At 66.0% G+C, this 24198-nt stretch carries 21 protein-coding genes; 11 read left to right on the plus strand and 10 right to left on the minus strand.

Annotation, left to right across the window (positions count from 1 at the left end; all coding sequences use genetic code 11):
* Nucleotides 1–209 precede the first annotated feature (209 nt).
* Nucleotides 210–2504, plus strand: a complete 2295-nt coding sequence (gene katG / locus ACIGJD_RS17660; RefSeq protein ID WP_483687305.1) for a catalase/peroxidase HPI — start codon at nucleotides 210–212, stop codon at nucleotides 2502–2504.
* 62 nt (nucleotides 2505–2566) lie between these two features.
* Here the strand turns inward: katG and ACIGJD_RS17665 are convergent, their stop codons facing one another.
* Complete coding sequence (locus tag ACIGJD_RS17665; RefSeq protein WP_483687306.1) at nucleotides 2567–3772, minus strand: GAF domain-containing sensor histidine kinase; 1206 nt, start codon at nucleotides 3770–3772, stop codon at nucleotides 2567–2569.
* 171 nt (nucleotides 3773–3943) lie between these two features.
* Between ACIGJD_RS17665 and ACIGJD_RS17670 the strand changes: the two genes are divergently transcribed.
* On the plus strand, nucleotides 3944–4462 hold the full coding sequence (locus ACIGJD_RS17670) for a GNAT family N-acetyltransferase (RefSeq protein ID WP_483687307.1): 519 nt from the start codon (nucleotides 3944–3946) through the stop codon (nucleotides 4460–4462).
* Between the two features lie 37 nt (nucleotides 4463–4499).
* Nucleotides 4500–4799 (plus strand): antibiotic biosynthesis monooxygenase family protein, encoded by a 300-nt coding sequence (locus ACIGJD_RS17675; protein ID WP_483687308.1) that lies wholly within the window; start codon nucleotides 4500–4502, stop codon nucleotides 4797–4799.
* A gap of 185 nt (nucleotides 4800–4984) precedes the next feature.
* Here the strand turns inward: ACIGJD_RS17675 and ACIGJD_RS17680 are convergent, their stop codons facing one another.
* The 4 genes from ACIGJD_RS17680 to ACIGJD_RS17695 form a co-directional block, all read right to left on the minus strand.
* Complete coding sequence (locus ACIGJD_RS17680; RefSeq protein WP_483687309.1) at nucleotides 4985–5173, minus strand: hypothetical protein; 189 nt, start codon at nucleotides 5171–5173, stop codon at nucleotides 4985–4987.
* 102 nt (nucleotides 5174–5275) lie between these two features.
* Nucleotides 5276–6889 carry an AMP-binding protein gene (locus ACIGJD_RS17685; RefSeq protein ID WP_483687310.1) on the minus strand — a complete coding sequence of 538 codons (1614 nt, stop codon included), beginning with the start codon at nucleotides 6887–6889 and terminating at the stop codon, nucleotides 5276–5278.
* A 157-nt stretch (nucleotides 6890–7046) separates the two neighbouring features.
* Nucleotides 7047–7706, minus strand: a complete 660-nt coding sequence (locus ACIGJD_RS17690) for a response regulator (RefSeq protein ID WP_483687311.1) — start codon at nucleotides 7704–7706, stop codon at nucleotides 7047–7049.
* Nucleotides 7703–9004 (minus strand): sensor histidine kinase, encoded by a 1302-nt coding sequence (locus tag ACIGJD_RS17695; protein ID WP_483687312.1) that lies wholly within the window; start codon nucleotides 9002–9004, stop codon nucleotides 7703–7705. Before ACIGJD_RS17695 ends, ACIGJD_RS17690 begins: the two co-directional genes overlap by 4 nt.
* Before the next feature lie 166 nt (nucleotides 9005–9170).
* Between ACIGJD_RS17695 and ACIGJD_RS17700 the strand changes: the two genes are divergently transcribed.
* Both ACIGJD_RS17700 and ACIGJD_RS17705 read left to right on the plus strand, forming a co-directional pair.
* Nucleotides 9171–10274 (plus strand): FtsX-like permease family protein, encoded by a 1104-nt coding sequence (locus ACIGJD_RS17700; protein ID WP_483687313.1) that lies wholly within the window; start codon nucleotides 9171–9173, stop codon nucleotides 10272–10274.
* A gap of 30 nt (nucleotides 10275–10304) precedes the next feature.
* Nucleotides 10305–11003: an ABC transporter ATP-binding protein gene (locus tag ACIGJD_RS17705; protein ID WP_483687314.1), complete on the plus strand. Its 699-nt coding sequence runs from the start codon at nucleotides 10305–10307 to the stop codon at nucleotides 11001–11003.
* 20 nt (nucleotides 11004–11023) lie between these two features.
* Here ACIGJD_RS17705 and ACIGJD_RS17710 read toward each other — a convergent pair whose 3' ends face one another.
* Nucleotides 11024–11599 carry a hypothetical protein gene (locus ACIGJD_RS17710; protein WP_483689536.1) on the minus strand — a complete coding sequence of 192 codons (576 nt, stop codon included), beginning with the start codon at nucleotides 11597–11599 and terminating at the stop codon, nucleotides 11024–11026.
* A 256-nt stretch (nucleotides 11600–11855) separates the two neighbouring features.
* Here ACIGJD_RS17710 and ACIGJD_RS17715 point away from each other — a divergent pair, with 256 nt between their 5' ends.
* The 5 genes from ACIGJD_RS17715 (at nucleotide 11856) to ACIGJD_RS17735 (ending at nucleotide 17554) form a co-directional block, all read left to right on the plus strand.
* Entirely contained in the window at nucleotides 11856–12332 is a 477-nt protein-coding gene (locus tag ACIGJD_RS17715) for a sensor histidine kinase (protein ID WP_483687315.1), read from the plus strand.
* 237 nt (nucleotides 12333–12569) lie between these two features.
* Nucleotides 12570–12722, plus strand: coding sequence for a hypothetical protein (locus ACIGJD_RS17720; RefSeq protein WP_483687316.1), 153 nt, complete (start codon nucleotides 12570–12572; stop codon nucleotides 12720–12722).
* 124 nt (nucleotides 12723–12846) lie between these two features.
* Nucleotides 12847–15486: an exo-rhamnogalacturonan lyase family protein gene (locus ACIGJD_RS17725; protein WP_483687317.1), complete on the plus strand. Its 2640-nt coding sequence runs from the start codon at nucleotides 12847–12849 to the stop codon at nucleotides 15484–15486.
* 247 nt (nucleotides 15487–15733) lie between these two features.
* Nucleotides 15734–16459: a polysaccharide deacetylase family protein gene (locus ACIGJD_RS17730; RefSeq protein ID WP_483687318.1), complete on the plus strand. Its 726-nt coding sequence runs from the start codon at nucleotides 15734–15736 to the stop codon at nucleotides 16457–16459.
* A 135-nt stretch (nucleotides 16460–16594) separates the two neighbouring features.
* A complete protein-coding gene (locus tag ACIGJD_RS17735) occupies nucleotides 16595–17554 on the plus strand; it encodes an SRPBCC family protein (protein ID WP_483687319.1) in 960 nt (319 codons plus the stop codon).
* Between the two features lie 69 nt (nucleotides 17555–17623).
* Here ACIGJD_RS17735 and ACIGJD_RS17740 read toward each other — a convergent pair whose 3' ends face one another.
* The 3 genes from ACIGJD_RS17740 to ACIGJD_RS17750 all read right to left on the minus strand — a co-directional run bounded on the left by ACIGJD_RS17740 (nucleotide 17624) and on the right by ACIGJD_RS17750 (nucleotide 22699).
* The gene (locus tag ACIGJD_RS17740) at nucleotides 17624–19615 is read right to left on the minus strand and encodes a rhamnogalacturonan lyase (protein ID WP_483689537.1); all 1992 of its coding nucleotides are present in this window, start codon (nucleotides 19613–19615) and stop codon (nucleotides 17624–17626) included.
* 341 nt (nucleotides 19616–19956) lie between these two features.
* Nucleotides 19957–21252, minus strand: coding sequence for an MFS transporter (locus tag ACIGJD_RS17745; protein ID WP_483687320.1), 1296 nt, complete (start codon nucleotides 21250–21252; stop codon nucleotides 19957–19959).
* 16 nt (nucleotides 21253–21268) lie between these two features.
* Entirely contained in the window at nucleotides 21269–22699 is a 1431-nt protein-coding gene (locus ACIGJD_RS17750) for a M20 family metallopeptidase (RefSeq protein WP_483687321.1), read from the minus strand.
* 118 nt (nucleotides 22700–22817) lie between these two features.
* Between ACIGJD_RS17750 and ACIGJD_RS17755 the strand changes: the two genes are divergently transcribed.
* The gene (locus ACIGJD_RS17755) at nucleotides 22818–23720 is read left to right on the plus strand and encodes a LysR family transcriptional regulator (protein ID WP_483687322.1); all 903 of its coding nucleotides are present in this window, start codon (nucleotides 22818–22820) and stop codon (nucleotides 23718–23720) included.
* Nucleotides 23721–23725: 5 nt separating this feature from the next.
* Here the strand turns inward: ACIGJD_RS17755 and ACIGJD_RS17760 are convergent, their stop codons facing one another.
* Nucleotides 23726–24196, minus strand: coding sequence for an Lrp/AsnC family transcriptional regulator (locus tag ACIGJD_RS17760; RefSeq protein WP_483687323.1), 471 nt, complete (start codon nucleotides 24194–24196; stop codon nucleotides 23726–23728).
* Nucleotides 24197–24198: the final 2 nt, after the last annotated feature.

A 24198-nucleotide genomic window follows, 5' to 3' on the forward strand; every position in this document is an offset into this window, starting at 1 on the left:
ACAAGCCGCGGCGTCCGGCAGATATTCCATTGCTCGGAAATCACTTCGGAAGCGACGGGCCGGGTGGGCTCGATCGGGGTGACCAGCCGGCGGGTTTCACCCATGGCGTAGGTGTGACTTGCGCTGTCACCGGTCCATGTTCAAATAGGAGGGTTGCACCGGCTGCCCGAGTCCAACCGCGGCCTCGGCCCAACGGAAGGAAAAAGCACATGACCGAACCCCAAGACCATCCTCCGGTCCCCACTCCCGGGAGCGCACAGGGCCTGGACCAGAAGGTTGAGGGCGGGTGCCCGGTGGCCCATGGCAGTGCCACCGCCCAGGGCAGTGAGAGTGAAAACCCGGCAATCGATTCGCCGCAGCCCAAGGGCCACCGGCCGCGGACCAACCAGGACTGGTGGCCCAACCAGCTGGACCTCTCCGTACTGCACACCCACGGCCAGGCAAGCAACCCGCTGGGCCCCTCCTTCAGCTACCGGGAGGAATTCCAGAAGCTCGACGTCGAGGCGCTCAAGCGGGACATCACTGAGGTCCTCACCACTTCCCAGGACTGGTGGCCGGCGGACTTTGGCCACTATGGCGGCCTGATGATCCGTATGAGCTGGCACGCCGCCGGAACCTACCGCGTCCACGACGGCCGCGGTGGCGCCGGGGACGGCAGCCAGCGGTTCGCGCCGCTGAACAGCTGGCCGGACAACGCCAACCTGGACAAGGCCCGCCGCCTGCTGTGGCCCGTCAAGCAGAAGTACGGCCAGAAACTGTCCTGGGCCGACCTGCTGGTCCTCGCGGGCAACGTTGCCCTGGAGTCCATGGGCTTCAAGACGTTCGGCTTCGCTTTCGGACGTGAGGACGTATGGGAGCCCGAACAGATTATCTGGGGCCCCGAGGACGCCTGGCTCGGTGACGAGCGGTATACCGGTGAAGGCACCATGGCGGACAACGTCGGTTCCACCGAGATGGGCCTCATCTACGTCAATCCCGAAGGCCCCATGGGCAACCCGGATCCCGTGGCTGCTGCCGCGTTCATTCGCGAGACGTTCAAGCGCATGGCCATGAACGACGAAGAGACCTTCGCGCTGATCGCCGGCGGCCACACCTTCGGCAAGACCCACGGCGCCGGCCCTGCAGACGCCCACGTGGGCCCCGAGCCCGAGGGTGCCAACCTCGAGGCGCAGGGCCTTGGCTGGCTCAGCACCTACGGCAGCGGCAAGGGCGGCGACACCATCACGTCCGGCCTGGAAGTCACCTGGACGGACAAGCCCACGCAGTGGAGCAACCGCTTCCTCGAGATCCTGTTCGAGTACGAATGGGAACTGGTCAAGAGCCCCGGCGGCGCGCACCAGTGGGTGGCCAAGGACGCCCCCGAGATCATCCCGGACGCGCACGACCCCAACAAGAAGCACCGCCCCACCATGCTGACCACGGACCTGTCGCTGCGCTTCGACCCCACCTACGAGAAGATCGGCCGGCGCTTCCTGGAGAACCCGGACGAATTCGCGCTGGCCTTCGCCAAGGCCTGGTACAAGCTGCTGCACCGCGACATGGGCCCCGTAGGCCCGCACATGCTGGGCCCGTGGGTTCCGGAACCGCAGCTGTGGCAGGATCCCGTTCCCGCCGTCGACCATGAACTGATTGATGAGCAGGACATCGCCCAGCTCAAGGCAAAGCTCCTCGACTCCGGCCTGACCATCCCGCAGCTGGCCGGCACGGCTTGGGCATCGGCTGCTACGTACCGCAAGACCGACCGCCGCGGCGGTGCCAACGGCGCGCGCATCCGGCTGGAGCCGCAGCGCAGCTGGGAGGCGCACGAGCCCGAGCAGCTGGATGCCGTGCTTCCGGTGCTGGAGCGGGTGCAGGAGGAGTTCAACGCGGCACAGTCCGGCGGCAAGAAGGTTTCGCTTGCGGACCTGATTGTCCTGGGCGGCGCCGCCGCCGTGGAAAAGGCAGCGGCCGACGCCGGGTTCCCCGTCACGGTGCCGTTCCGTCCGGGCCGCACGGACGCGGCACAGGAGCAGACCGACGTCGAATCCTTCGGTTACCTGCAGCCGAAGGCCGACGGGTTCCGCAACTACCTGCGCCCGGGGCTGAAGCTCCAGCCGGAAACCCTCCTGCTGGACAAGGCGTACATGCTGGACCTCTCCGCACCGGAAATGACGGCGCTGGTGGGCGGCATGCGCGCGCTGGGCACCAACGTGGGCGGTTCCAGCCATGGCGTACTGACGGACAAGCCGCAGGTCCTGACGAACGACTTCTTCGTCAACCTGCTCTCGCCCGGCACCAAGTGGAAGGCTTCCGAGTCCGAGGAGAACGCCTACGAGATCACCGACGTTGCCACCGGCGAACTAAAGTGGACGGCCACTTCGGTTGACCTGGTGTTCGGTTCCAACTCGCAGCTGCGGGCGCTGGCAGAGGTGTATGCAAGCGGGGACGCCAGGGAGAAGTTTGTGAACGACTTCGTGGCCGCCTGGACCAAGGTCATGGAGCTGGACCGCTTCGACCTGAACTAAGCAACACCACGAGCCTCCGGGCCGGCCGCACTCCGCGGCCGGCCCGGAGCCGTTTAAAGTCCCTACAAGTCAGCCGGGAAGCTGATCACTGCCGTGGTTCCGCCGCCCGGCGTCTCCTTGAGCGTCAGCTCTCCGCCGTGCGCCTCGGCAATGCGCCGGCAGATCGCCAGTCCCAGACCGGACCCTTGTCCGTCGCCCTCCCGGTAGAGCCGGACCAAAGGCTCCAGCACACGCTGCCTGTGCTCCACGGCAATGCCCTTGCCGTTGTCCGCCACCAGGACCGTGACCCCGTGATAGTTGGAGATGCCGCTGATACGCACTTTGAGGTCCCGGTCCGGGCTCGGATAGTTGACGGCATTGGCCACCAGGTTCTGCAGCAGGGTACGCAGCTGACCCTGGTCCACCTGAAGCTTCAGGTCCTCGCTGTCCACGACAGCGTCGGGGCCGAACGGGAGCCCCAGGTCGTTGGCCACCTCAGCGGCCACGGTATGGAGGGATACCGGCTGCCGCTGGATGCTTCCGCCCATCCGTGAGTAGCTCAGGACGTCTTCAAGCATCGCGAGCATCCTGTGGCCGCTGGCACCGATGAGCTGGAAGTACTCTGCGGCGGGGTGGTCGGTGTCCAAGTCGTCCTCGCCCATTTCCACGTAGCCCAGCATGGTGGTGAGGGGGCCGCGAAGGTCGTGGCTGACGCGGCCGGCGAACTCCGCCAGTTTGGCGTTGCTTTCCCGCACATCATTCAGCGCGGTGTGCAGCTGCAGGGTGCGGCGCTGGAGTTCGAGCAGTTGCACGGCCTGGCGGGCCAGGACCTCCAGCATGTCCTGCTGTTCCTTGCTTAGCGCCGCAGGCGAATCGGAGAAGACGCACAGGGACCCGATGACGAACCCGGAGGCCGTTTCCAGCGGCACGGACGCATAGAACCGGACGGCGGCGATTTCTCCGGTCACAAAGGGGTTTGCCGCGAAGCGCGGGTCCAGGGAGGCATCTGGAACCACGGTGGCCTCGCCCGAGAGGAAGACCTTCGAGCACATGGAGTCGTTCCGGGAACAGATCCCGGCGTCAATCCCGACGGCGGCCACTTGGCGCTGTTCGTCAGAGGTGACTACGTTGATCACGCCGTAGGGGACGCCGGAGAGCTTAACAGCGAGCTCGACGAGATTTTCAAGTGGTTCGGTGGACGATTCCGCGACTGCGGCCAACGGGGCCTCGTCGAGCCGGGTGGCCAAGCCGTAGTCCCGCAGTAACTCGTCCCGCCCAACCGGATCCATGAGAGCTGCTGTCGTTGTGTGAGTGGCCGCCACTAATCGTCCCCCTTCCAGACCGCAAAAAATGGGTCCGGGGCCGATAGTACCGGCCATCGTGAGCGCCCGCGAACACGTTTCACTTCCGCGTCTACTTTGCTCAGCCGGCACCCTTCCTGCGCAGCATAGGATTCTGGGATGGCTCAACTTATCGTCCCGGACCCGGTCCTCCATTCCTCCTGGCTCGAGGGGACCGCGGAGTTCCAGGGTGCCCACCTGGACGGTGCAGGCGCCGAAGGCTGGTCGCTGGAAGACCTTCGGGACCCGGCGGAATTTGCCCGTTTCGTGGACGCCCTGGTCAAAGACGCCCTGCCGGAGACTGTGCGAAAGCCCGGCTACGTGCCCTGCACCTACCTTTGGATGGTCGACGCCGGCACTTTCGTTGGCTCGCTCGCCATCAGGCATGAGCTTAACGACTATCTCCTCAACGAAGGCGGGCACATCGGCTATAGCGTCAGGCCCTCCGCGAGGCGCCACGGCCATGCCGCAAAGGCGCTCGCCGACGCGCTCCCCATTGCACGGGCGCTGGGGATCGAGCGGGTCTTGCTGACCTGCGACGAGGACAACGCCGGTTCACGGGCAACCATCGAGAAGAACGGCGGCCAGTACCAGGACACGCGAAACGGCAAGCGCCGTTACTGGATCGCCACCACGTAGCCAGCCGTGCGCGGGGCCGTCTGCCAGACTGGCTCCCGTGATCACTGAACATGCGCTGCTCCCTGTCATTGCGGGCCGGGAAGAGGAATTCGAGGCCGCATTCGACCAGGCCCGCCGTATCATCGCCTCCATGCCGGGCTTCGTTTCGCTGTCCCTTTCCCGGTCGGTCGAAACCCCCAACACCTATCTGCTCCTCGTGGAGTGGGAGTCGGTTGAGGACCACACTGTTGGTTTCCGCGAATCTCCCGAATACCAGCAGTGGCGCGCGCTGCTGCACCGCTTCTACGAGCCGTTCCCGGTGGTTGAGCACTTCAATCTGGTGAATTCAGCCGGGTAATAATCAAGGACTAATTGGGGGGAGCCCCCGCGCGAGTCTGGCTCCAGCGCGAGGGCTCCTGATGCTTCCTGCCGGGGAACTGACGTGGAAGCAATTACAAATTACCGGCCAGTAGGTTGGCCCTAGACCAAAAACCGACGCCTTGGGCGAATCTTGATCCAACCTTGAGCAGTCATTTTTCAGGCCTACTGGTCGGCGGGATCGGCTGCAGCGTCCGGGTCCTCTTCGGGTTCAAAAGTGTTCGGCGCGGCGCCATCGGAAATTCCGACGCCGTCCTTCCCGCCGGGGATCCCGCCGTCGGCCTTGCCCTTGCTGGCTGGCGAACCTTCCTGCGGCTCATCCTCAGGCAGTGAATCAGGTGAATTGATGGACATCGCTCCTCCTTCTGTGGCTGGGCCTCCACGCTAACAGCACCCAAAGCAAAAGGCGCCGGAACGGCCGGAAGTTTCTGCCCGCCGTCGTCCCTTCCGCCCCTGTCAGCTCCCCAGCTCCGCGGCCCGCTGCTGCCTCAGGATGTAGCGCTGCAGCTTTCCCGACGGCGTCTTGGGCAGGTCCTTAACAAAGTGGATGCGGCGCGGATAGGCATGTGCGGCGAACTGCGTCTTGACCATGGTTTGAAGCTCGGCCACCAGGGCATCGCTGCCCGTGGTCCCCTCCGCCAGGACCACATAGGCCTCCAGGACTTCGCCGCGGAGTTCGTCCGGAGCGCCCACCACGGCAGTTTCCAAAACCGCCGGGTGCGTGGCCAGGACACTCTCCACATCGAACGGGCCGATCCTGTAGCCCGCCATAATGATCACGTCATCATCCCGGGAGGAGAAGAAATAGAAGCCGTCCTGGTCTACCATGCCCGCGTCGCCGGTCAGGTACCACGTGCCGTCCGGACTGAACCTTTCGGCCGTCTTTTCCGGGGCGTCCTGGTATCCCCTGAACCACATCATGGGACTTTCCGCCACGTTGACCGCAACCCGGCCCAGTTCGCCCGGCGCAGCCGGTTCATCTGCGTTGTCCTTGAGGACCGCGCAGCTCCATCCCGGAAGGGGACGGCCCATCGAACCTGGCCTCAGCTCCGTCCGCACGTCGTCATGCCAGGCGTTGATGATCATCATGCCGTGTTCGGTCTGACCGTAGTGGTCCCGCACTGGAACACCCAGCACCTCCCGGGCCCAGCTGATCACCTCCGGGGTAAGCGGTTCGCCGGCGGACGAGGCGCGCCGAAGGCCGAAGGGGCCCGTTTCGGCGTCGGTTTTCGCGCGCATGGTCCGGTACACCGTGGGAGCCGCCGCGAAGTTGGTGACGGAAAATGCTTCCAACACCTTGAAGCTGAGTTCCGGGGAGAACCCGGCCTGCAGCAGGAGGTTGCGCCGCCCCGCTGCCATTGGCCCCAGGATGCCGTAGTACAGGCCGTAGGCCCAGCCGGGGTCCGCCGCATTCCAGAAGACATCCTCTTCACTGACGTCCAGGCCCAGCTCGACGTACTGGCGGAACGCGGCCAACGCACGGACGGGCACCGGCACACCCTTGGGGGCACCCGTGGTTCCGGACGTAAAGATCAGCACCAAGGCGCCGTCACCGCCCACAGCCTCTGACGCGATCCCCGGCTCCTGCCTGGCCAGGAGCGGCGTGAGCGCCAAGTCCGGATGGGACGCTTCCGCACCGGCAACCACCACGGCGGCCGCGGTTTCCTGGATCTTCACCCGCTGGTCGGCGTCGGTGATCACTGCCTTGGCGCCGGAGGCTGTGAGGCGGAGTTCGATGGCCGGCCACGCAAACGCCGTGAACAGTGGGACGTGGACGGCCCCGCGCCGCCAAATGGCCAGCAGCATGACCACAAGGTCCGCGGATTTTCCCATGAGGGTGGCCACCGCGTCGCCGGGACCGATACCCAGCTCTGCCAGGGCGGCGGCTCCCCGTTCCGAACGCTCCCGGAGCTCACCGTAGGTGATGTCCTCCGCGGAAAGATCGGCCGCGACCACCGTAAAGGCAACCTTGTGGGGATCGTGGCTGTCACACAGGAGGTGGGCCGCGCAGGCATCGGCCGCACCGTACGTGGCAAGAAGGGCATCAACGGCTGGAACCGGACGGGACATTCGTTCTCCTTTGAACAGTTACACCTGAAAGGCAACGGGGCCTGAGGGGCAGTGACATAAACCTACTGCAGGGTAGGCGCCTCCCGCGCCACCTGATGATGGACGACGGCGGGACGCGGCAGGGTGCCAGGCCCCGCCGTCGCGCTTTCCCCGAAAGTCAGCCCTTGGCACCCGGCGGCCGGATGATCCGGCGCTGGGTGGCTGCGGCGATGGCGGCGGTGCGGTTGTCCACGCCGAGCTTGCCGTAGATGTGCACCAGGTGCGTCTTCACGGTGGCCTCTGAAATGAACACCTGCTTGGCGATGGCCCGGTTGGACAGGCCCGTGGCCAGCAGTTCCAGCAGCTGCACCTCGCGCGGGGTCAGGGAGGTGCCAGGGTTGCTGATTCGGTCCATCAGCAGGGCGGCAGCACGCGGTGCCAACACGGTGCCGCCCGCAGCGGCCTGCAGCACCGCCTGCCGCAGCTGCTCCGGCGGGGCATCCTTCAACATGTAACCGCTGGCCCCGGCCTCGACGGCTGCGAGGATGTCAGCGTCCGTATCGTACGTGGTGAGGATGAGCACCGGCGGCGGCGCGGGGAGCTTCCGGATCTCGGCGGTGGCCGTGACACCGTCCATCCCCTCCCCCATCTGCAGGTCCATCAGGACAACATCGGGCCCCTCACCCAGGGCCGTCAGCCGTGCCAGTTCCTTCAGCGCAGCCTTCCCGTCGGAGGACTCGGCGGCGATCGAGATGCCTTCGAATCCTGTGAGCATGGCGCGCAGCCCGGCGCGGACCACGGGATGGTCGTCCACGAGCAGGACGCGCACCTCGCTCACTGTTCCTCCACGGGCAGCCGAATGGCCACCACGGTTCCTTCACCCGGCGCCGACTCCACCGCCAGCGAGCCGTTCAAAGCTGTGACCCGCTCGCGCAGCGAGCGCAGCCCGTATCCGCTGCCGTCCGCTGCGGCCGCCGCACCTGCCGGAGCTGACGCATCAAAGCCCGTGCCGTCGTCGTAAACGTCCATGGTCACCTCGGAGCCCAGGAAGGCGACGCTGACGACGGCGGTGCTGGCCCGGGCGTGTTCGCGCACGTTCGCCAGGGACGCCTGCGCCGCGCGCAGCAAGGTGACGCGGACCGGCTGGGTCAACTCCTGCGGTTCGCCGTCCACCTCCAGCCGGCAGCGCAGCGCTGACCCTGACGCCGCAGCGGCAGCCTCCGTCGTGTCGCAGAGCCGGCGCAGGGCCTCCACCAGCGTGGTGCCCTCCAGCTGGGGCGAGGACAGCCCGCGGACAAAACTGCGGGCCTCGGCCAGGTTGTCCGCGGCGGTCTGCTGCACCAGCGCCAGCCGGCCGGACGCAGTAGCGGCATCCCCGTCCGCCAGCGACTGCTCCGCCGCCCGCCCCAGCAGCACGATGCTGGACAGGCCCTGTGCCAGGGTGTCGTGGATTTCGCGGGCCAGCCGCGCCCGCTCCGCCAGCGTGCCCGCCTCGTGCTGGGACCGCGCCAACTCCTCCCGCGTGCGGCGAAGCTCATCTGCGGCGCGCCGCTGGTTCTCGGCCTCGCGGTAGAGGGCGGCGTAGGCCAGGCCGGTGATCACTGAGAAGATGGCCCCCAGCACGGGCCCCACAACGGCGGCCGCGTGCGGCACGGAAGCACCGCTGACGGCCCACTGGGACGCGATCACCGCCACCGTCATGAGCGCAATGGTCAGCAATGCGGGCCGCCGCGGCAGCAGGTGCAGGTGCAGGAAGAAGATGGGGAAGGCGAGCCACGCGAAATCGGCACTTCCGGCGAGCAGGAACGCCCACAGCGCCGTCACCAGTCCCAGCCACAGCAGCCCGAAGCGCCGGGGGTTGAAGGCAATCCGGCCTTCCGCATGCCGCTTCTCCAGGACGGTGCCGGTCAGATAGACGGCAGCGAGGACGACGGCTGCACCAGCCCACACCCAGGGCAGGGAACCTCCGGCCATCAGCATCCGGGCCACGCCCACGGCCAGCAGGACGGCGAAACCCGTGTGCAGGGTGACCCGCAGGACCCGAAGGATGGCGGCGGACGAGGCGTTCGCCAGTGCGCCCAGGAACCCCCGGGACTCCGCCGTCTCCGATGTTGGCGGCAGGGGCGTGGCGGGCATTTCACCAGCTTATGCCGCGACGGCGCTGAGGGGATCAACCAAAAGGTTGACCCGCAGCTCAACCCTTCCATTCCGGCGGATCAACCATCCCCGCGATGCCCGCACGGGTGGCCGCCGGGAGAGTGGAAGAACAGAACAAACCACCCCTGCTGAGAGAAGAAACAACGTGTTCCTGGCAATCCGCGATATCCGCTTCGCCAAAGGCCGGTTCGCCATGATGGGCGGCGTCGTAGCCCTGATCACCCTCCTGCTGGTCATGCTGTCCGGCCTGACCGCGGGGCTCGCCGAGCAATCCACATCCGCCATCGGAAGGCTTGGGTCGTCCGCCGCAGAACCGGTGGACACCATCGCCTTCGGCGCACCCGGCTCCGGCTCCCCCAAGTCCTCCTATACGGAAAGCTCCGTGACCGCCGCGCAGGTGGACACGTGGAAGACCCAGCCCGGCGTCCGTTCTGCCGAGCCGCTGGGCATCACCCAGACAAGGGCGCAGGCCGCGGACGGGTCCGGCACAGCGAACGTGGCAGTGTTCGGGGTATCACCCGGCAGCCCGCTGGCTCCTGTCGATGTATCGCCCGGGGCTGCCGCGGTGGGTGCCTCGGTGGCGGAGGCGCTGTCGGTGGGCCAGGGGGACAAGGTGTCCCTGGGCGGCGTGGAGCTGTCCGTCGCCGCCGTCGTGCCGGACCAATGGTATTCGCACACCAGCGTGGTGTGGACAGCCCTGCCGGCGTGGGCAAAGGCGGCGCACGCGTCCGACGGCGGCCAGCTGGCCACCGTCGTCGCCGTCACCTACGCGGACGGGGCCACAGTTGATGAGGCAGCCGCGAACGCCGCGGCGCACACGGTAAGCGAATCCCGCACCGGATCCTTTCAGGCCTTGGGCTCCTTCAAAAGCGAAAACGGATCCCTGACCCTGATGCAGGCCTTCCTCTACGGAATCTCGGCACTGGTGATCGTGGCCTTCCTGACCGTGTGGACCATACAGCGCACCAGGGACATCGCCGTGCTGAAGGCCATGGGCGCACCCAGTTCCTACATCCTGCGGGACGCCATGACCCAGGCCGCCATCGTGCTGCTGACCGGCGCCGGAGTCGGTGGAGCCGTGGGCGTTGCCGGCGGCTTCTTTGCCGCGCAGGCCGCCCCGTTCCAGCTGAACGCGGGCACAACGGTGCTTCCCGTCGTCGGGATCGTTGCCCTGGGCCTGGCGGGCGCGGCCCTGGCCGTCCGCCGCGTCACCAAGGTGGATGCTCTCCTGGCGCTCGGCGGCAACTAACCTCTTCCCCTCCTCCGAAAGGAACCCGTCATGACAACTCCCGCATTCCTCAGCCTGGTCAACGTCACCCTCGAATATCCCGACGGCGGCGGCACCACCACCGCGCTGGACCGGGTCAGCCTCGCTGCCCATGCAGGTCAGCTGATGGCACTCGTTGGCCCCTCGGGGTCCGGTAAGTCCAGCCTCCTGGCCACCGCCGCCACCCTGGTCCGGCCCACCGGCGGGCAGGTCATCATCGACGGCACCGACACCACTGAACTCAAGGACAAGGAGCTTACGGCGCTGCGCCGTGGAAAGGTGGGCATCATCTTCCAGCAACCCAACCTGCTGCCTTCGCTTACCGCCGTCGAACAGCTCATCATCAGCCACCACCTGCGCGGAAGGCCCGCCAAGGCGGCCCGCGCCCGGGCCGCCGACCTGCTGGACGTCGTGGGGCTCTCTCAAAGCGCCCGGAAGCTGCCGCACCAGCTCTCCGGCGGCCAGCGCCAGCGCGTGAACATCGCCCGGGCACTCATGGGAAGCCCCAAGGTGCTGCTGGTGGATGAGCCGACGGCGGCACTGGACCACGAGCGCAGCGCTTCGATCATCACCCTCCTGCGGCAGGTGACCACGGAGTTTTCGGTGGCGACGGTGATGGTCACGCATGACACCGAGTTCGTGCCGCTGACCGACATGGTGGCCACCATGCGGGACGGCCGGCTGACGGCGCCGGTCCTGACAGGAGTGTGAGCCTGCAAAAGGCTTCAGCGTCACATGGGAACTGAGTGCCCCTGGCCGCTCTCCTGCTGCAGAGCGCTGCTGGTCAAAGGCTCCGCAGGTTGCGGAGCTTTGGTCAGGGGCAGGATCAAAAGGTTGCGGTGCAGCGTCACCCACCCGTCCCGTTCCAATTCGCGGTGGTCGAACTGGTCCGGGACAAAGATAACCGTTCTGCTGCCGGGGTCCGGCACCTCCACCAGGATGTCCCGGCCGTCGCCCAGACTGTTGCACGCTTCCCAATAGTTGTATTCGTCGTACGGGTACTTCCCCACCAGGCACACCACACCGGGCACCATTCCGGGGGCGGCGTAATAGGTCATCGACTCGTACTCCGCCAGGAGCCGCGACTCACCGATCCTCGCATCCCCCTCCTCATCCTGGATGGCGTGGACCGCATCCTGCTTGGTCAACTGCCGCCCCAGCACTTCCAACGTCCCGGGAACTGGGACGAAAAACCTGACGTAGATGAAACCCAGGACCGCGCAGGTGCCAACGCCAACAATCGCTGCAAGGGTGATGATGAGTTTCCAAAACAGCGTCAGTGGTTCCGCTGGTTTTTGGACGGTCACGATGGTCAAGCGCTGCCCCCTCAGGCTGGTGATCTCCCTGAACGCTACACCAGATGCCGCACCCCAATTTGTGCACGGTGAATGCCGTCAGGAAACCCACCGAGGCGGTCAGCCCGGCCAGGTTGTGGTGCCGGGTCCAGCCCGTCCCCGCCACACGCAAAATTGATGGGATCTTGAGGCAAACCTTGCCATCCCTAGACAAATCGGGTCCACGCTGAAGCCATAGGCAAAGCCAGCTTTTGGGGAGCAGGAAGTCATGGGAAGCAAAACAGCGTTGGACAACGAAGTCACAAGCGTTGGCGGCGTGCTGACAGACCGGCAGCCGCTGGACTTCCACACGCTGGGGGTTGCAGGGTGCATCGACCGGCTCACGGCACCCCTGCGCCAGCGGGGGACAGCGGTTCAGTGGGACACTCCGCACTGGGGCCTTGAGATCCCTGCGGACTCCGCATCCCTGCTGTACCAGTCCGCCCGCGAGCTCCTGAGCAACGCGTTCAAATACTCCTCCGCGCACACGCTCACCATCCAGCTTGCGGCCGTTGACCACGGCGTCCGACTGGCAGTTTCCGACGACGGCACCGGCTTTGACAGCCACCTTGCCACCAGCGGGCGGCACCACGGTTACGGGCTCCGGCTCATGTCAGTGGCCGTCCAGGAAGCGGGCGGAAGCGTGGAAATCACCTCCAGCCCCGGCCGGGGCACCAGTGTCACGGTCACGCTGCCGCTGGACTGACCGGACACGCACGCCAAAGACTCACAGACTCGGATGCCCGCCGTCGCTGGGACGGCGGGCATCCGTACGTCCGGAAGGGCTCCCGGGCGGGACCACCGTGGTGCTCCCTCCAGCCCAGCACACAGGATTGGCCCGGGCCGGAGCGCCTGGCTGGTCCTTGACAGGTCAGGGAGCGAAGCGCTGAATGAGGGAGGCCGCAAACCAGCAATCCCAGCGCTACACGTGACAGGAGCAGCCATGACTGAGAATCCAGCCAAGGACGACGACGACCGGGTGCACAACCAGGCCCCCGCCGAAGGCGACCCCAACGCCGACCCCAGCGACCTGCGCGTCCATGCCCAGGATCCGGCCGAAGGGCCGGACGACGACGGGGACACCACGAAAAGCTGAGCCCTCCCGATAACCACAAAAGCCTCCCACTCCGTGGAACACCCCTTGCGGGGACGAAGCCGCAGGGCTATTTTGAAACGTATCAGAAAGCGCTTTCAGTGAGCAGGACAACGGAGTTGGATACATGGCGGATACTCGCATCAGGTGGATCGACGGACAGGCCCCTACGGAGATCAGCGGCGGAACCACCTGGGGCATGCCGTTCCCGCGCGGCTCAGTGCCCGGGGTGGAGTCCCTGACAGTTACCGATGCCGCCGGCACCCGGGTGCCCAGCCAGGCATGGCCCCTGGCCACCTGGCCGGACTCCTCATTGAAGTGGGCAGGCATCGCACTGCCGGCAACAGAGGCACCGTCGGACAGCTACCAGGTGGCGTCCGACGGCGACACACCCAGCGGAGCCGGCCAACCGGCGTCGGACGGCGCTTCAGTCACGGTCACCGAAGGTGCCGACGCCCTGGCCGTGGACACCGGAGTCCTGGAGATGGTGATCAATCGCAGCGGATCCACCCTGTTCAGCAGCCTGGTCCGGGACGGCCGGGAAGTTGCCCGCGATGCCCGCCTGGTCAGCATCCTGCAGGACGGCGTCGCGGAAGGTGCGGCAACGGTGGGCCGGCAGGCCTTCACTGGTGAGGTCACCGCCGTCGTCCTCGAACAAAGCGGTCCCGTCCGCGCGGTGGTGCGGCTGGAAGGCACCCACCGCCCGGACGCGCCGGACACCGGGAAGCGGGAGTGGCTGCCGTTCGTGGTGCGGTTCTACTTCTATGCCAACGCCCGCAGCGTGCGGATGGTGCACTCCTTTATTTGGGACGGGGACGCTGAGCGGGACTTCCTGGCCGGACTCGGCGTGCGCTTCACGGTGCCCCTGGAGGACCACCTGCACAATAGGCATATCCGCATTGCGGGCGCCGACGGCGGCTTCCTCACCGAGGCGGTCCGCGGCCTCACCGGGCTCCGCCGCGATCCCGGCGCCGAGGTGCGGGCGGCGCAGATCGCCGGGCGCCCCACTCCCCCGGCAGATACCTGGAATCCGGAAGTCTCCGGCCGCCTGCACCTGATCCCCACGTGGGGCGACTACACCCTGAGCCAGTTGAGCGCAGACGGCTTCGAACTGCGCAAGCGCACCGCCGCCGGCCACGGTTGGGTGGGGATCTCCGGCGGAACGCGTTCGGCGGGCTTCTGCTCCCTCAGCGATACCCGGGGCGGCTTGGGCGTGGGGATCAAGGACTTCTGGCAGTCCCATCCCGGGCAGCTGGACATCCGCGGTGCCGCCACCGGCGAAGCAGCCCTCACCGCCTGGCTCTACTCGCCCGAAGCGCAGCCGATGGACCTGCGGTTCTACCACGACGGACTGGGCCAGGACACGTTCGAGGAACAGCTCGAAGGCCTCGAGATCACGTACGAGGACTACGAGCCGGGGTTCGGCAATCCCACGGGAATCGGCCGCACCCACGAGCTGACCCTGTTCGCCTACGAGGCCACCCCGTCCACCGAAAGCCTGGCCGCGGACGCTGCCTCCGCCTCCACCCCCGCCCTGCTGCAGGCCACCCCGGAATACCTGCGCTCCGTGGGAGTTTTCGGCGACTGGGCCCCGGTGGACCGCAGCACTCCGGCCCGGGCCCGGCTGGAGGACCGGCTGGACTTCCTGTTCGACTTCTACGCCGGGCAGGTGGAGCAGCGGCGGTGGTACGGCTTCTGGAACTACGGCGACGTGATGCACACCTACGACTTCGACCGGCACGTATGGCGCTATGACGTGGGCGGCTACGCCTGGGACAATTCCGAGCTCTCCCCCGACCTCTGGCTCTGGTACTCCTACCTCCGCTCGGGCCGGCCGGACATCTTCCGCTTCGCCGAAGCCATGACCCGGCACACCGGCGAGGTGGACGTGTACCACCGTGGTCCGTGGAAGGGGCTGGGCTCACGGCACAACGTCCAGCACTGGGGCTGCAGCGCCAAGCAGTTGCGGATCAGCACCCCCGCCTACCGCCGCTTCTACTACTACCTGACGGCGGACGAGCGCACCGGGGACCTGCTCACCGAGCTCGTGGACAGCGACCAGAACTTCCTGGGCCTGGACCCGGTCCGCAAGGTCCGGCCGGACGCCGCCACCTACCGGCCCAACCGCGGCGCCCTGGGCGTGGGGCTCGGCACGGACTGGGGATCACTTGCGGCCACCTGGCTGACCGACTGGGAACGAACCGGCAATCCGCGCTCACGCGACCGGTTGCTGGGCACCATGGCGGACATCGGGGCGCTCAAGTACGGGTTCCTCACCGGCGAAGCACTGTACGACCTGGACAAGGGCCGGTTCGATACCGGCCGGGAGCAGATCTCGGTGTCACACCTCAGCGCCGTCTTCGGGCTGGTGGAAATCTGCAGCGAACTGGTGGACCTGGTGGACGATCCGGAGTTCGAGCGCGCCTGGCTTCAGTACTGCCGCCTGTTCCTGGCCACCAAGGAGGAACAGGTGGAAGCCGTGGGCCAGCCGCTGGAGGGCATCTACCTCACCCAGGCGCACAGCCGGCTCACGGCCTATGCGGCGTCAAGGTTGCAGGACCGTGACCTTGCAGCCCGGGCCTGGGTGAGCTTCGCCGAGGGTGGGGAGCACCTTAACCACGGATCCGCGTTCACCCTGCGGAAGATCGAACCGCCGTACGTTTTGCTGCCGGTGGATGAAGCGCCCACGGTTTCCACCAATGACACTGCGCAGTTTGGGCTTGCGGTCATCCAGAACCTCGCCCTGGTGGGCGACCACCTGGACTGACGGGTCGTCCCCAACCGGGACCAACGACGGCGGCACCTGGCTTTCCTTTCCCTGGAAAGCCGTGTGCCGCCGTCGTCCGTTTCCCCGCCTGGTGGAGCGAAAGGTAACGCCTGCATAACGCGCTTTTTGCGCGCTCACAGAAGTTACCCAGTCGACGCCTGCCATCTGTTTACACCCGCTTTAAGCCCGCCATAGGGTGCTCACCTAAACAAGGTTGAAAGCAACCTTGGGAAGGGAATAGAGCACCATGAAGAGCAAGATTGCCGTCGTGGCTCTGGCAGCCGCGAGCCTGGTCCTGGGCTTGCTGGCGGGCGCCCCCGCAGCAAACGCCGCCGACAAACCGCTGATCGGCCTGACCTTCGATGACGGGCCGTCGCCCGAGCGCACCGCCTTTGTCCTGGACACCCTCAAGGCGAAGGGCGTCAAGGCAACGTTCTTCCTCCAGGGTTCCCATGTCCAGCAGTACCCGGACCTCGTCCGCCGGATCAAGGATGAGGGCCACACCATTGGTAACCACTCATATAGCCACGCCAATTTCCCGGAGCTCACCCAGGCCAACCAGAAGCAGGAGATCGACAGCACCAACGCCGCGATCAAGGCAGTGACCGGTACAACGCCCACGCTGATGCGCTTCCCGTTCGGAAACAGCACTCCCTACACGATGGACTACATCAGGAGCATCGGTATGAGCGGAGGCATCCAGTGGCACTGGGAGGTCGGCGAACCCGGCGACTACGAGTGCCCCGGCGCAGCTGCAGTCCAGAAGTACGTACTGGATGAAGTTGCCCCCGGTGCAATCATCCTGCTCCACGACGCCAACGACGTGCTGTCCTGCCCCGCCTCCCAATGGGACTACCTGGCCGGCACCATCGACGCAATCCGCGCCAAGGGCTACGACTTCGGCGTGGTTGCTCCCTCCCCAACGGCCAATGCCCTCAACGAAGGCTCGTATGGCGTCGTGGTGGCGCCATAGGTAGGCCAGGCACCGCCGGTTTCACCTTTTGCACCGCCCGCTCTGGAAACCGAACCGACCAAAAGGTATGTTGGTAAGCATGCTGATGATTTTTACCACGTCATCGGTTCCCGGTAACAAAGCGAAGGAGACGTTATGAGCACGAAGGTGGAAAAACGCATTCTGGTGAACGTACCGGTGAGCACGGCTTACAACCAGTGGACCCAGTTCGAGGAGTTCCCGCACTTCATGGGCGGCGTCAAGAGTGTTACGCAACTCAGCGACGACCGGCTCGAGTGGGTGGCCGAGATCGGCGGCGTCCGCCGGCAGTGGGAAGCCAAAGTCCTTGAGCAGGTCCCGGACCGCAGGGTTGCCTGGGCCGCCACCGACGGCGCCACGAACGCCGGCGCGGTGGATTTCGAGGACGTGGGAGGCGGCCAGACCTCCATCCAGCTGACTCTCGAATACGAGCCCGAAGGCATCGTCGAGAAGGTGGGCGACAAGCTCAACGTCGTTGACCGCCAGGCCGAATCGGACCTGCAGAAGTTCAAGGAATTCATCGAGGATGAGGGCTACGCCAGCGGCGCCTGGCGCGGATCTGTCAACGCCGGTTCCGCTGTGGGTACCCCCGGTGTTGAACACGCGGGCGCATCCCGTGGTGACTCCGGCAAGGCTGGCGTCTCCGGCAAGGTTGCGGCCGGCGTAGGCATCGCAGCTGCTGCGGGCGCGGCAGCAGCGATGGCGGCCAGCAGCAACAAGGACAAGACCGAGACCACTGACGTGACGGTTACGGAGACCACCCCCGTGGTTCCGGCGGAACCGGTGGTTCCCGCAGACCCCCTGACCACCGGCGCCACCACCGGCGCGGCGGACGCGGGCACCGGAGTCCCCGCAGCGGGCACGACGGCGGCAGCCGGCTCCACCGGTTCCGTCGCCGACCTGGACGACAGCAGGATCGGCCACCAGTTCGACCAGACCAACGGTTTGGTGGACACCACCGGCGAGTCCGATGACACGGTGGCAGGCGAGAACCTGAGCGCAGGCGAACGGCGTGAGGGTGACCGCAGCACCGAAGGCGGCCTGCCGCCCGTCGGCGGCAACCTCGGCGGTCACTGACCCGTCCCCCACAAGCAAGCGCCGCCCGCCTTCCCCCAAGGCGGGCGGCGCTCTTGCGTCCGGGCAGGTTTACTTCGTCTTGCCCGCGTAGAAGACAGCCGGCGCGGCCGGAGCCTGCATTCCCTCGCCGATGAAGAAGCTCGGGTGCGGCGGCTGGTTGTAGCCAACCGTTTCGCGGGCCACGCCCGTGCGGTACATCGGATCATGCATCAGGGTGCGCAGCCGGACCTCAGTGGGCGAGGTGGTGGTGTAGATCCGCAGCTCGGTGCTGTCCGCCGACGGGAACACCAGTTCCTCGCGCCAGTCACCCAGGAGGTCCGCCTGCAGGGACGGGTTGCCCTTGGTGTAGTTGTTGGTGCGCGCCCCGGTGGCAGTCAGCAGCCGGTCGCTGGACTCGGTTTCCCAGTTCCACTTCGAGATGGTGGGGACGCCATAGCCAACCTCGGCGCTGAAATCGTGGTCAACGATCTCACGCAGCAAATCGCCGTCCCACCACGCCATGAAGTTGGCGGCCGGGATCTTGTCCGAGATCCGCTCACCCTTGGCAGACATCAGGTACCCGACGGTGGAGTTCCAGGCAGCATCCCCACCCACTGCCCAGCTCTCCGAGCCCGGGAAACGCGGGTCAATGTCGCCCGTGGCACCGCGGCCCGTGTCCTTGAACGCCGGGATGCTCCACAGCACCTCGCCGGTGGCGGCGTCACGGAAGGTGGCGCCCCGGTTGCCGCTTTCCTTCATGCTCTCGTGCACGGCAAAGGTCTCCAGCCCGGGGCGCGAGGGATCCAGGTCGCCGGTGTGGATGGCGTCGCCATGCCCCAGCTTGGTGTTGTAGAGCGGCGCGCCGTCGTCGTCGATGGTCATGGAGCCGAAAACGAACTCGTCCTTGCCGTCCTGGTCCACATCCGCCACGGACAGGTTGTGGTTGCCCTGGCCCTTGTACTCGGCCCCCGCCACGTCCGAGTCGAACTTCCAGCGCTTCACCAGCTTGCCGTTCACCAAGTCATAGGTGACCAACACGGTGCGGGTGTAGTAGCCGCGGCTGAACATCATGGACGGGTGCTCGCCGTCCAGGTAGGCCACACCGGCAAGGAAGCGGTCCACCCGGTTGCCGTAGTTGTCACCCCAGGCCGCAACGCTGCCGCGGGGCGGATCGTAGGGGACTGTGTCCATGATGGTGCCGGAGGCGCCGTTGAAGACCGTGAGGAACTCCGGACCGGACAGGATGTAGCCGGCGCTGCTGCGGTAATCGGCCGCTGGGTCACCGATGACCGTACCCGCGCTGTCGGTGGTGCCGTCGGCGGTTTTGAAAGCCACTTCAGCCTTGCCGTCGCCGTCAAAGTCGTAAGCGAGCATCTGGGTGTAATGGGCACCCGCGCGGATATTGCGGCCCAGGTCGATCCGCCACAGTTTGGTGCCGTCCATCTTGTACGCGTCCACGTAGACGTTGCCGGTGTAGCCGGACTTGGAGTTATCCTGCGCGTTGGACGGGTTCCAGAGCTGGATGATTTCGTAGGCGCCGTCGCCGTCCAGGTCCGCCACACTGGAGTCGTTGGCACTGTAGGTGTACGGCTTTCCATCCTTGCTGACGCCGTCGTCCGGCTTGTCCAGCTTGATGGGCAGGTAGTTCTGCGCCAGCGGGCTGAACTCGGCGCTGAGTTTATCCTGCCCATTGCCGTTGCCCACGGTCTTGATGACGTACTTGGAGTCCTTCGTGCCGTCCGGGTCCAGATACGTGGTGGTGTCCCGGATTGGCTGGTCGGTGATGATCACGCCGTCGCGGATGACCTGGAAGCCAACACTGTCCTTGTCCAGGCCCAGCATACGCCAGCCCAGTGAGATACCCCGGTCGGTCAGGACGGCAACCGGGGCCCGTTCCAGGTCTTCCACCTGCCGGGCGAGGCCGGAATTTGCGGGAGCCACGGGAGCGGCAGGGTTTCCCGCACCAGGGTCAGCGGCGGCAAGCGGGACGCCGGTAAAGGCCAGGGCAGCGGCAGCGAGGGTGGCCGCTGCCGCAGGCGCCGCCTTCCACGCCCTGCCCGCCGGGGATTTGGGGGAACACATTGAGGGGTTTGCCAAAAGAACATCTCCTTTGATGCAGCGGCTTAGTCGCCGCTGGTTTTGGAACGTTTCATTCGTACTGTGTTCTGACCCCTCGCGAGTGATTTCGAGGGATGTGAACTACGAGGAAGCGCTTTCTGCCCTTTAGGTCTACCAGCGCGTGACAAACACGGTCAAGGGTTTGACCGAAAGAGATTGGGAGAATTTGTTCTTTTACGATTGTTTCTGGACATCACGCCCGGTCACCTTTGGCACCCAGCAGGAAACGCCCGCTCTCCTTTTGCGTGGAAGGAGAGCGGGCGTCCGATGGGAGCCTGCCAGCGGTGAGCCAGCATCGGATGGGGTCAGCGGATCCCCCGGAATTTCACCGCCGAGGCGAGGGCGGCCAGGCTGATGACAGCGATGACGGCCAGGTAGTAGCCAGGTGCCACAGCTTGTCCGGTCTGCTGCACCAGATAGGACGCGATCATAGGCGTGAAGCCGCCAAAGGCCACCACCGCCGTGTTGTAGCTGAAGGAGAGGCCGGTAGCACGGGCGCGGGCATCGAAGGAATCCGACATGACGGACGGCAGGGCGCCGAAGTAGGCGGCCTTGAGCAGTCCGAGGATGGTCATCACCAGGGCCAGCACCAGGAAGGACCGGGCGCTGATCACCCACAGGAACAGCGGGACGACGGCGACCAGCAGCACCACCACGGTGGGCACCATAATTGCCATCCGGCCAAACTTGTCCGAGAGGTGGCCCACCACCGGGGTTCCAAAGGTAAGGATGACGCCGGTGATGATCAGCGACGTGAAGGAGATGCCGGGTTCGAGGCCAAGTTCCTTGATGGCAAACGTGGGCATGTACTGAAGGATGAAGTTCAGGGCGGTGGAGACGGCCAGCGTGCCGCCGGCGATCAGCATCCCCACTTTCTGGGTTGCGAACACTTCCCGGATGGGTGAGTGCTTCTCGGCCTCCGGCTTCTCCGCAAGGGGAACTTCCTTCATCTCCTTGCGGATCAGATACCCGGCCGGGCCCACCAGCAGTCCGAAGAGGAAGGGGATGCGCCACCCCCATTCGGTCATCTGGGTATCGGAAAGGACGGTGGTGAGAACGGCCACCAGGATCGCTGCCAGCAGGCTGCCCAGGCCCTGGCTCGCGAACTGAAAGCTGCCCAGGAACCCTTTCCGCTTGCCGTTCTGCGCGATCAGGTAGGCGGTGGCGGCACCAAACTCTCCGCCGGCAGAAAAGCCCTGGATCAGGCGGGCCAGGACGATTCCGATCGGAGCCAGGATGCCGATGGTTCCGTAGCTGGGCATGAAGGCCAGCAGGGCCGTCCCCAGGACCATCAGCCGGATGGTGACGGTCAAGCCCTTTTTCAGGCCATGCCGGTCGGCAAATGAACCCAGCACCAGGCCACCGAGCGGCCGTATGAGGTAGGAGACGCCAAACACGGCAAAGGCCTGGATGAGTTCGACGCCGGGATCGTGGCTTGGGAAAAAGTTCCGGCCAATGTAGATGGCCAGGAGTGCGTAGATGGCAATGTCGAACCATTCGAGCGCGTTCCCGATGGTGGCGGCGACAATCCCGCGGGTGGCGGACTGCGTGCCCTCCGCCTGGACGGCGCCGGGCTTGTTCTTTTGCTGCGGGATGGTCATGGGGACTCCAGGGATTTCAGGAAGCGGAGCCGGCGGGAACGGCGGCTCCGGGGCGGGGGTTGCCGGCTGGGGTGGGGGTGGTGGCGAGGTCGAAGAAGAGTCCGGCAGCAATTTGCAGGCCTTCCCGCGCCACCGACTTGAGGAGATGCTCATCCGGGGCATGCTGCTGGCAGCCGGGATGGGAATGCGGAACCCACAGCGTGGGCAGTTCAAGGACTTCGGCGAAGACGAAACTCGGCAGCGATCCGCCGATGTTGGGCAGCAGCACGGGGCTGCGCCCAGTGGTTTTCTCCAGGGACGAAAGGGCCCACGCGACCCAGGGGCTGTTCGGGTCAAGCCGGCTGGCGGGGAAGGACTGGCCCACCTCGACCTCCACCATGGCGAATCCGGCGGCATCGAGGTGGCGCCGGACCGCGGACTCAAGGTTTGCCATGTCCGTTCCGGGGACGAACCGGAGCTGCAGGCTGGCGCTGGCTGAACCGGGAATGGCGTTGACTGGTTTGGCAGCGTTGCCGGCACCGAGGGCCAGGACTTCAAGGGTGTTCCAGGCGTACAACCGCTCGGCGGGACTGAGGGATACGTCACCCCAGGTGGGGTCGGTCCTGGGATCACCGGGCTGGGGAACCACATCAATGAGTTCCAGCGCGGCGGCCACCGAATCGGGGATTCCTGCCGGCAGCAGCTCCGGGAGCCTGATGATGCCGTGCCCGTCCACCAGGGATGCCACCGCGGCTGCCACGGTGGTGGCTGGGTTCCGCAGGAGGCCGCCCCAGTTGCCCGAGTGGTAGGAACCGCTGCGCAAGTCGGCCGTGAGGTGGAAGGTCACACCGCCGCGGGCCCCCAGGAAGACCGTGGGGCTGTCCGCCGCCAGGCGCGGACCATCGGAACCAAGAAAGACGTCCGCCTGCAGGCTACCGCGGTGTTCACGGGCGAAATCGGCCAGATCAGGGGATCCGATCTCCTCCGCACCCTCCAGGAGGAACACCAAATTAAAGCCGAGGTGTCCCTGCTGTTCCAGGAGCAGTCGCAGGGCCACGATATTGATCCAGTGCTGACCCTTGTTGTCAGCGGAACCCCGACCGTACCAGCGGTCGCCTTCGTCGCTCAGCATCCACGGGTCCCGGCCGCTGGTCCAGCCTGCCGCCTGGCCATCCACCACGTCGGCGTGGCCATAGCAAAGAACTGTCGGCAGTTCCGGGCCCTCGTGCCGGGTGGCCACCAGGAAGGAATTGCTGCCACCGCGCCAGGAGTCAAAACGCTCCACAGAGCAGCCCAGGGAGGCAAACGCTGGCTCAATCACCTCATCAAGATATGACTTCAGTGCAAGCCGACCCTCCGCCGTCGAACTCTCTGACGGATAGGAGACAATCTTCTCCAGGTCCGCCTTGAAGCGGCCGGAATCCACATACTCCCCTGCTGCTGCCGTCAGTTGCTCGCGTTGCTGCATTGATTGTCACCCTTGCTGTTGGAACGTGACTCCAAAATTAGGGCGCTCCAGCCCAAACAACCAGTATCATTTTGTCCACGAGCTTTGACTCTCATGCAAACCGGAAGAAAGCCCCATCATGAACATGCTGACTCCGGCCCTGATGTACTTCCACGCCGTGGCCCAGGAGGGCACCCTTACCGAGGCAGCCGGTAAGCTCCATGTCTCCGCATCCGCCATCAGCCGCCAGATTAACAAGCTGGAATCTTCGCTGGGCACGCCGCTTTTCAAGCGCCATGCGCGTGGCGTGGAACTGACCGAAGCGGGCCGCCTCCTGCTCGCCTACGTGCGCCGGGCCGAGGCGGAAGGGGCAGCCGTCCGGGAAGAACTGCTGGTGTCCATGCAGCGGAAGACCCGGACCCTGCGCGTGGCCTGCGCCGAAGGATTTGCCCGGGTTTGGGTGCCATCAGCCATCGCCACCTTCAGCCGCCAGCATGACGACGTGGAGTTCCATCTCGACGTCGTCTCCTCCTCCGAGGGCACGCGGCGGGTTTCCGAGGGAGAGGCGGACGTCGCCGCGGTGTTTTCCCTCGGCCCACAGTCCAGGGTGACGGTGGAACACTCCATGCCCACCCCTGTCGCCTATGCCCTGGTGGCGCCCGGTCATCCCCTGGCTGCCCAACCCCGCGCCACCCTGCAGGACCTTTGCCGCTACAAGCTGGCCATCACAGCACCGGGCTCCAGCCAGCGCGAACTCCTGGACCTGGCCATGCAGATTGAAGGCCTCGCTCCCTCCATCAGCCTGCAAAGCGACCACATCAACCCGGTGATCCAATTCGCACGGGCAGGGGTGGGTGTTTCCCTGGTCAGCGGGCTGTCCCTGGACCGGCGGGACCGCGAGGACCTGGTGCTGGTCAACCTGGACCATCCGGTGCTGCGCCAGCGGCAGGGCCAGATCCAGACCATGACCGGTCGGACCCAGCCGGCCATCCTTACCGCGTTCGTGGACGCCCTCATTGACGCCCTGGAACTGTTCGAGTAAAGCGGCTACTTCTGCGTCGCCGCCCGCAGCAGCGGCACAGTGCGGGTGGGCATCACTTCCACCAGCGACATGGCGGTGCTGGTACGAACGACGCCCTCGATCGCCAGCATCGCGTTGGTAATCCGGTGCAGGTCGGCCGGGTCCCGCGCGGCTACCTTTGCGAGCAGGTCGGCATCCCCGGTGGTGGCATGCATTTCGATGATTTCCGGGATGGTCTGCAGCGCCGCAACGGCGAGGTCGCTGGAGGACTGGCTGATGGAGATCGAGATGAAGGCAATGAGCGGCAGGCCCAGCGCCTCGGTCCGGACCCGCTGGCTGAAGGGGGCCAGGCTCCCGTCGGCGGCCAGGCGGCGAAGCCGGGCGTGCACCGTATTGCGCGCTACGCCGAGCGTTCTTGAGAGGGACAGGACTGTCGCCTGGGGGTCCCGGTCCAGTGTGAGGAGGATCTCTGCGTCCAGCGCGTCAATAAGGTGCATAC

It is taken from the genome of Arthrobacter sp. E1SS-5, from assembly GCF_057073715.1.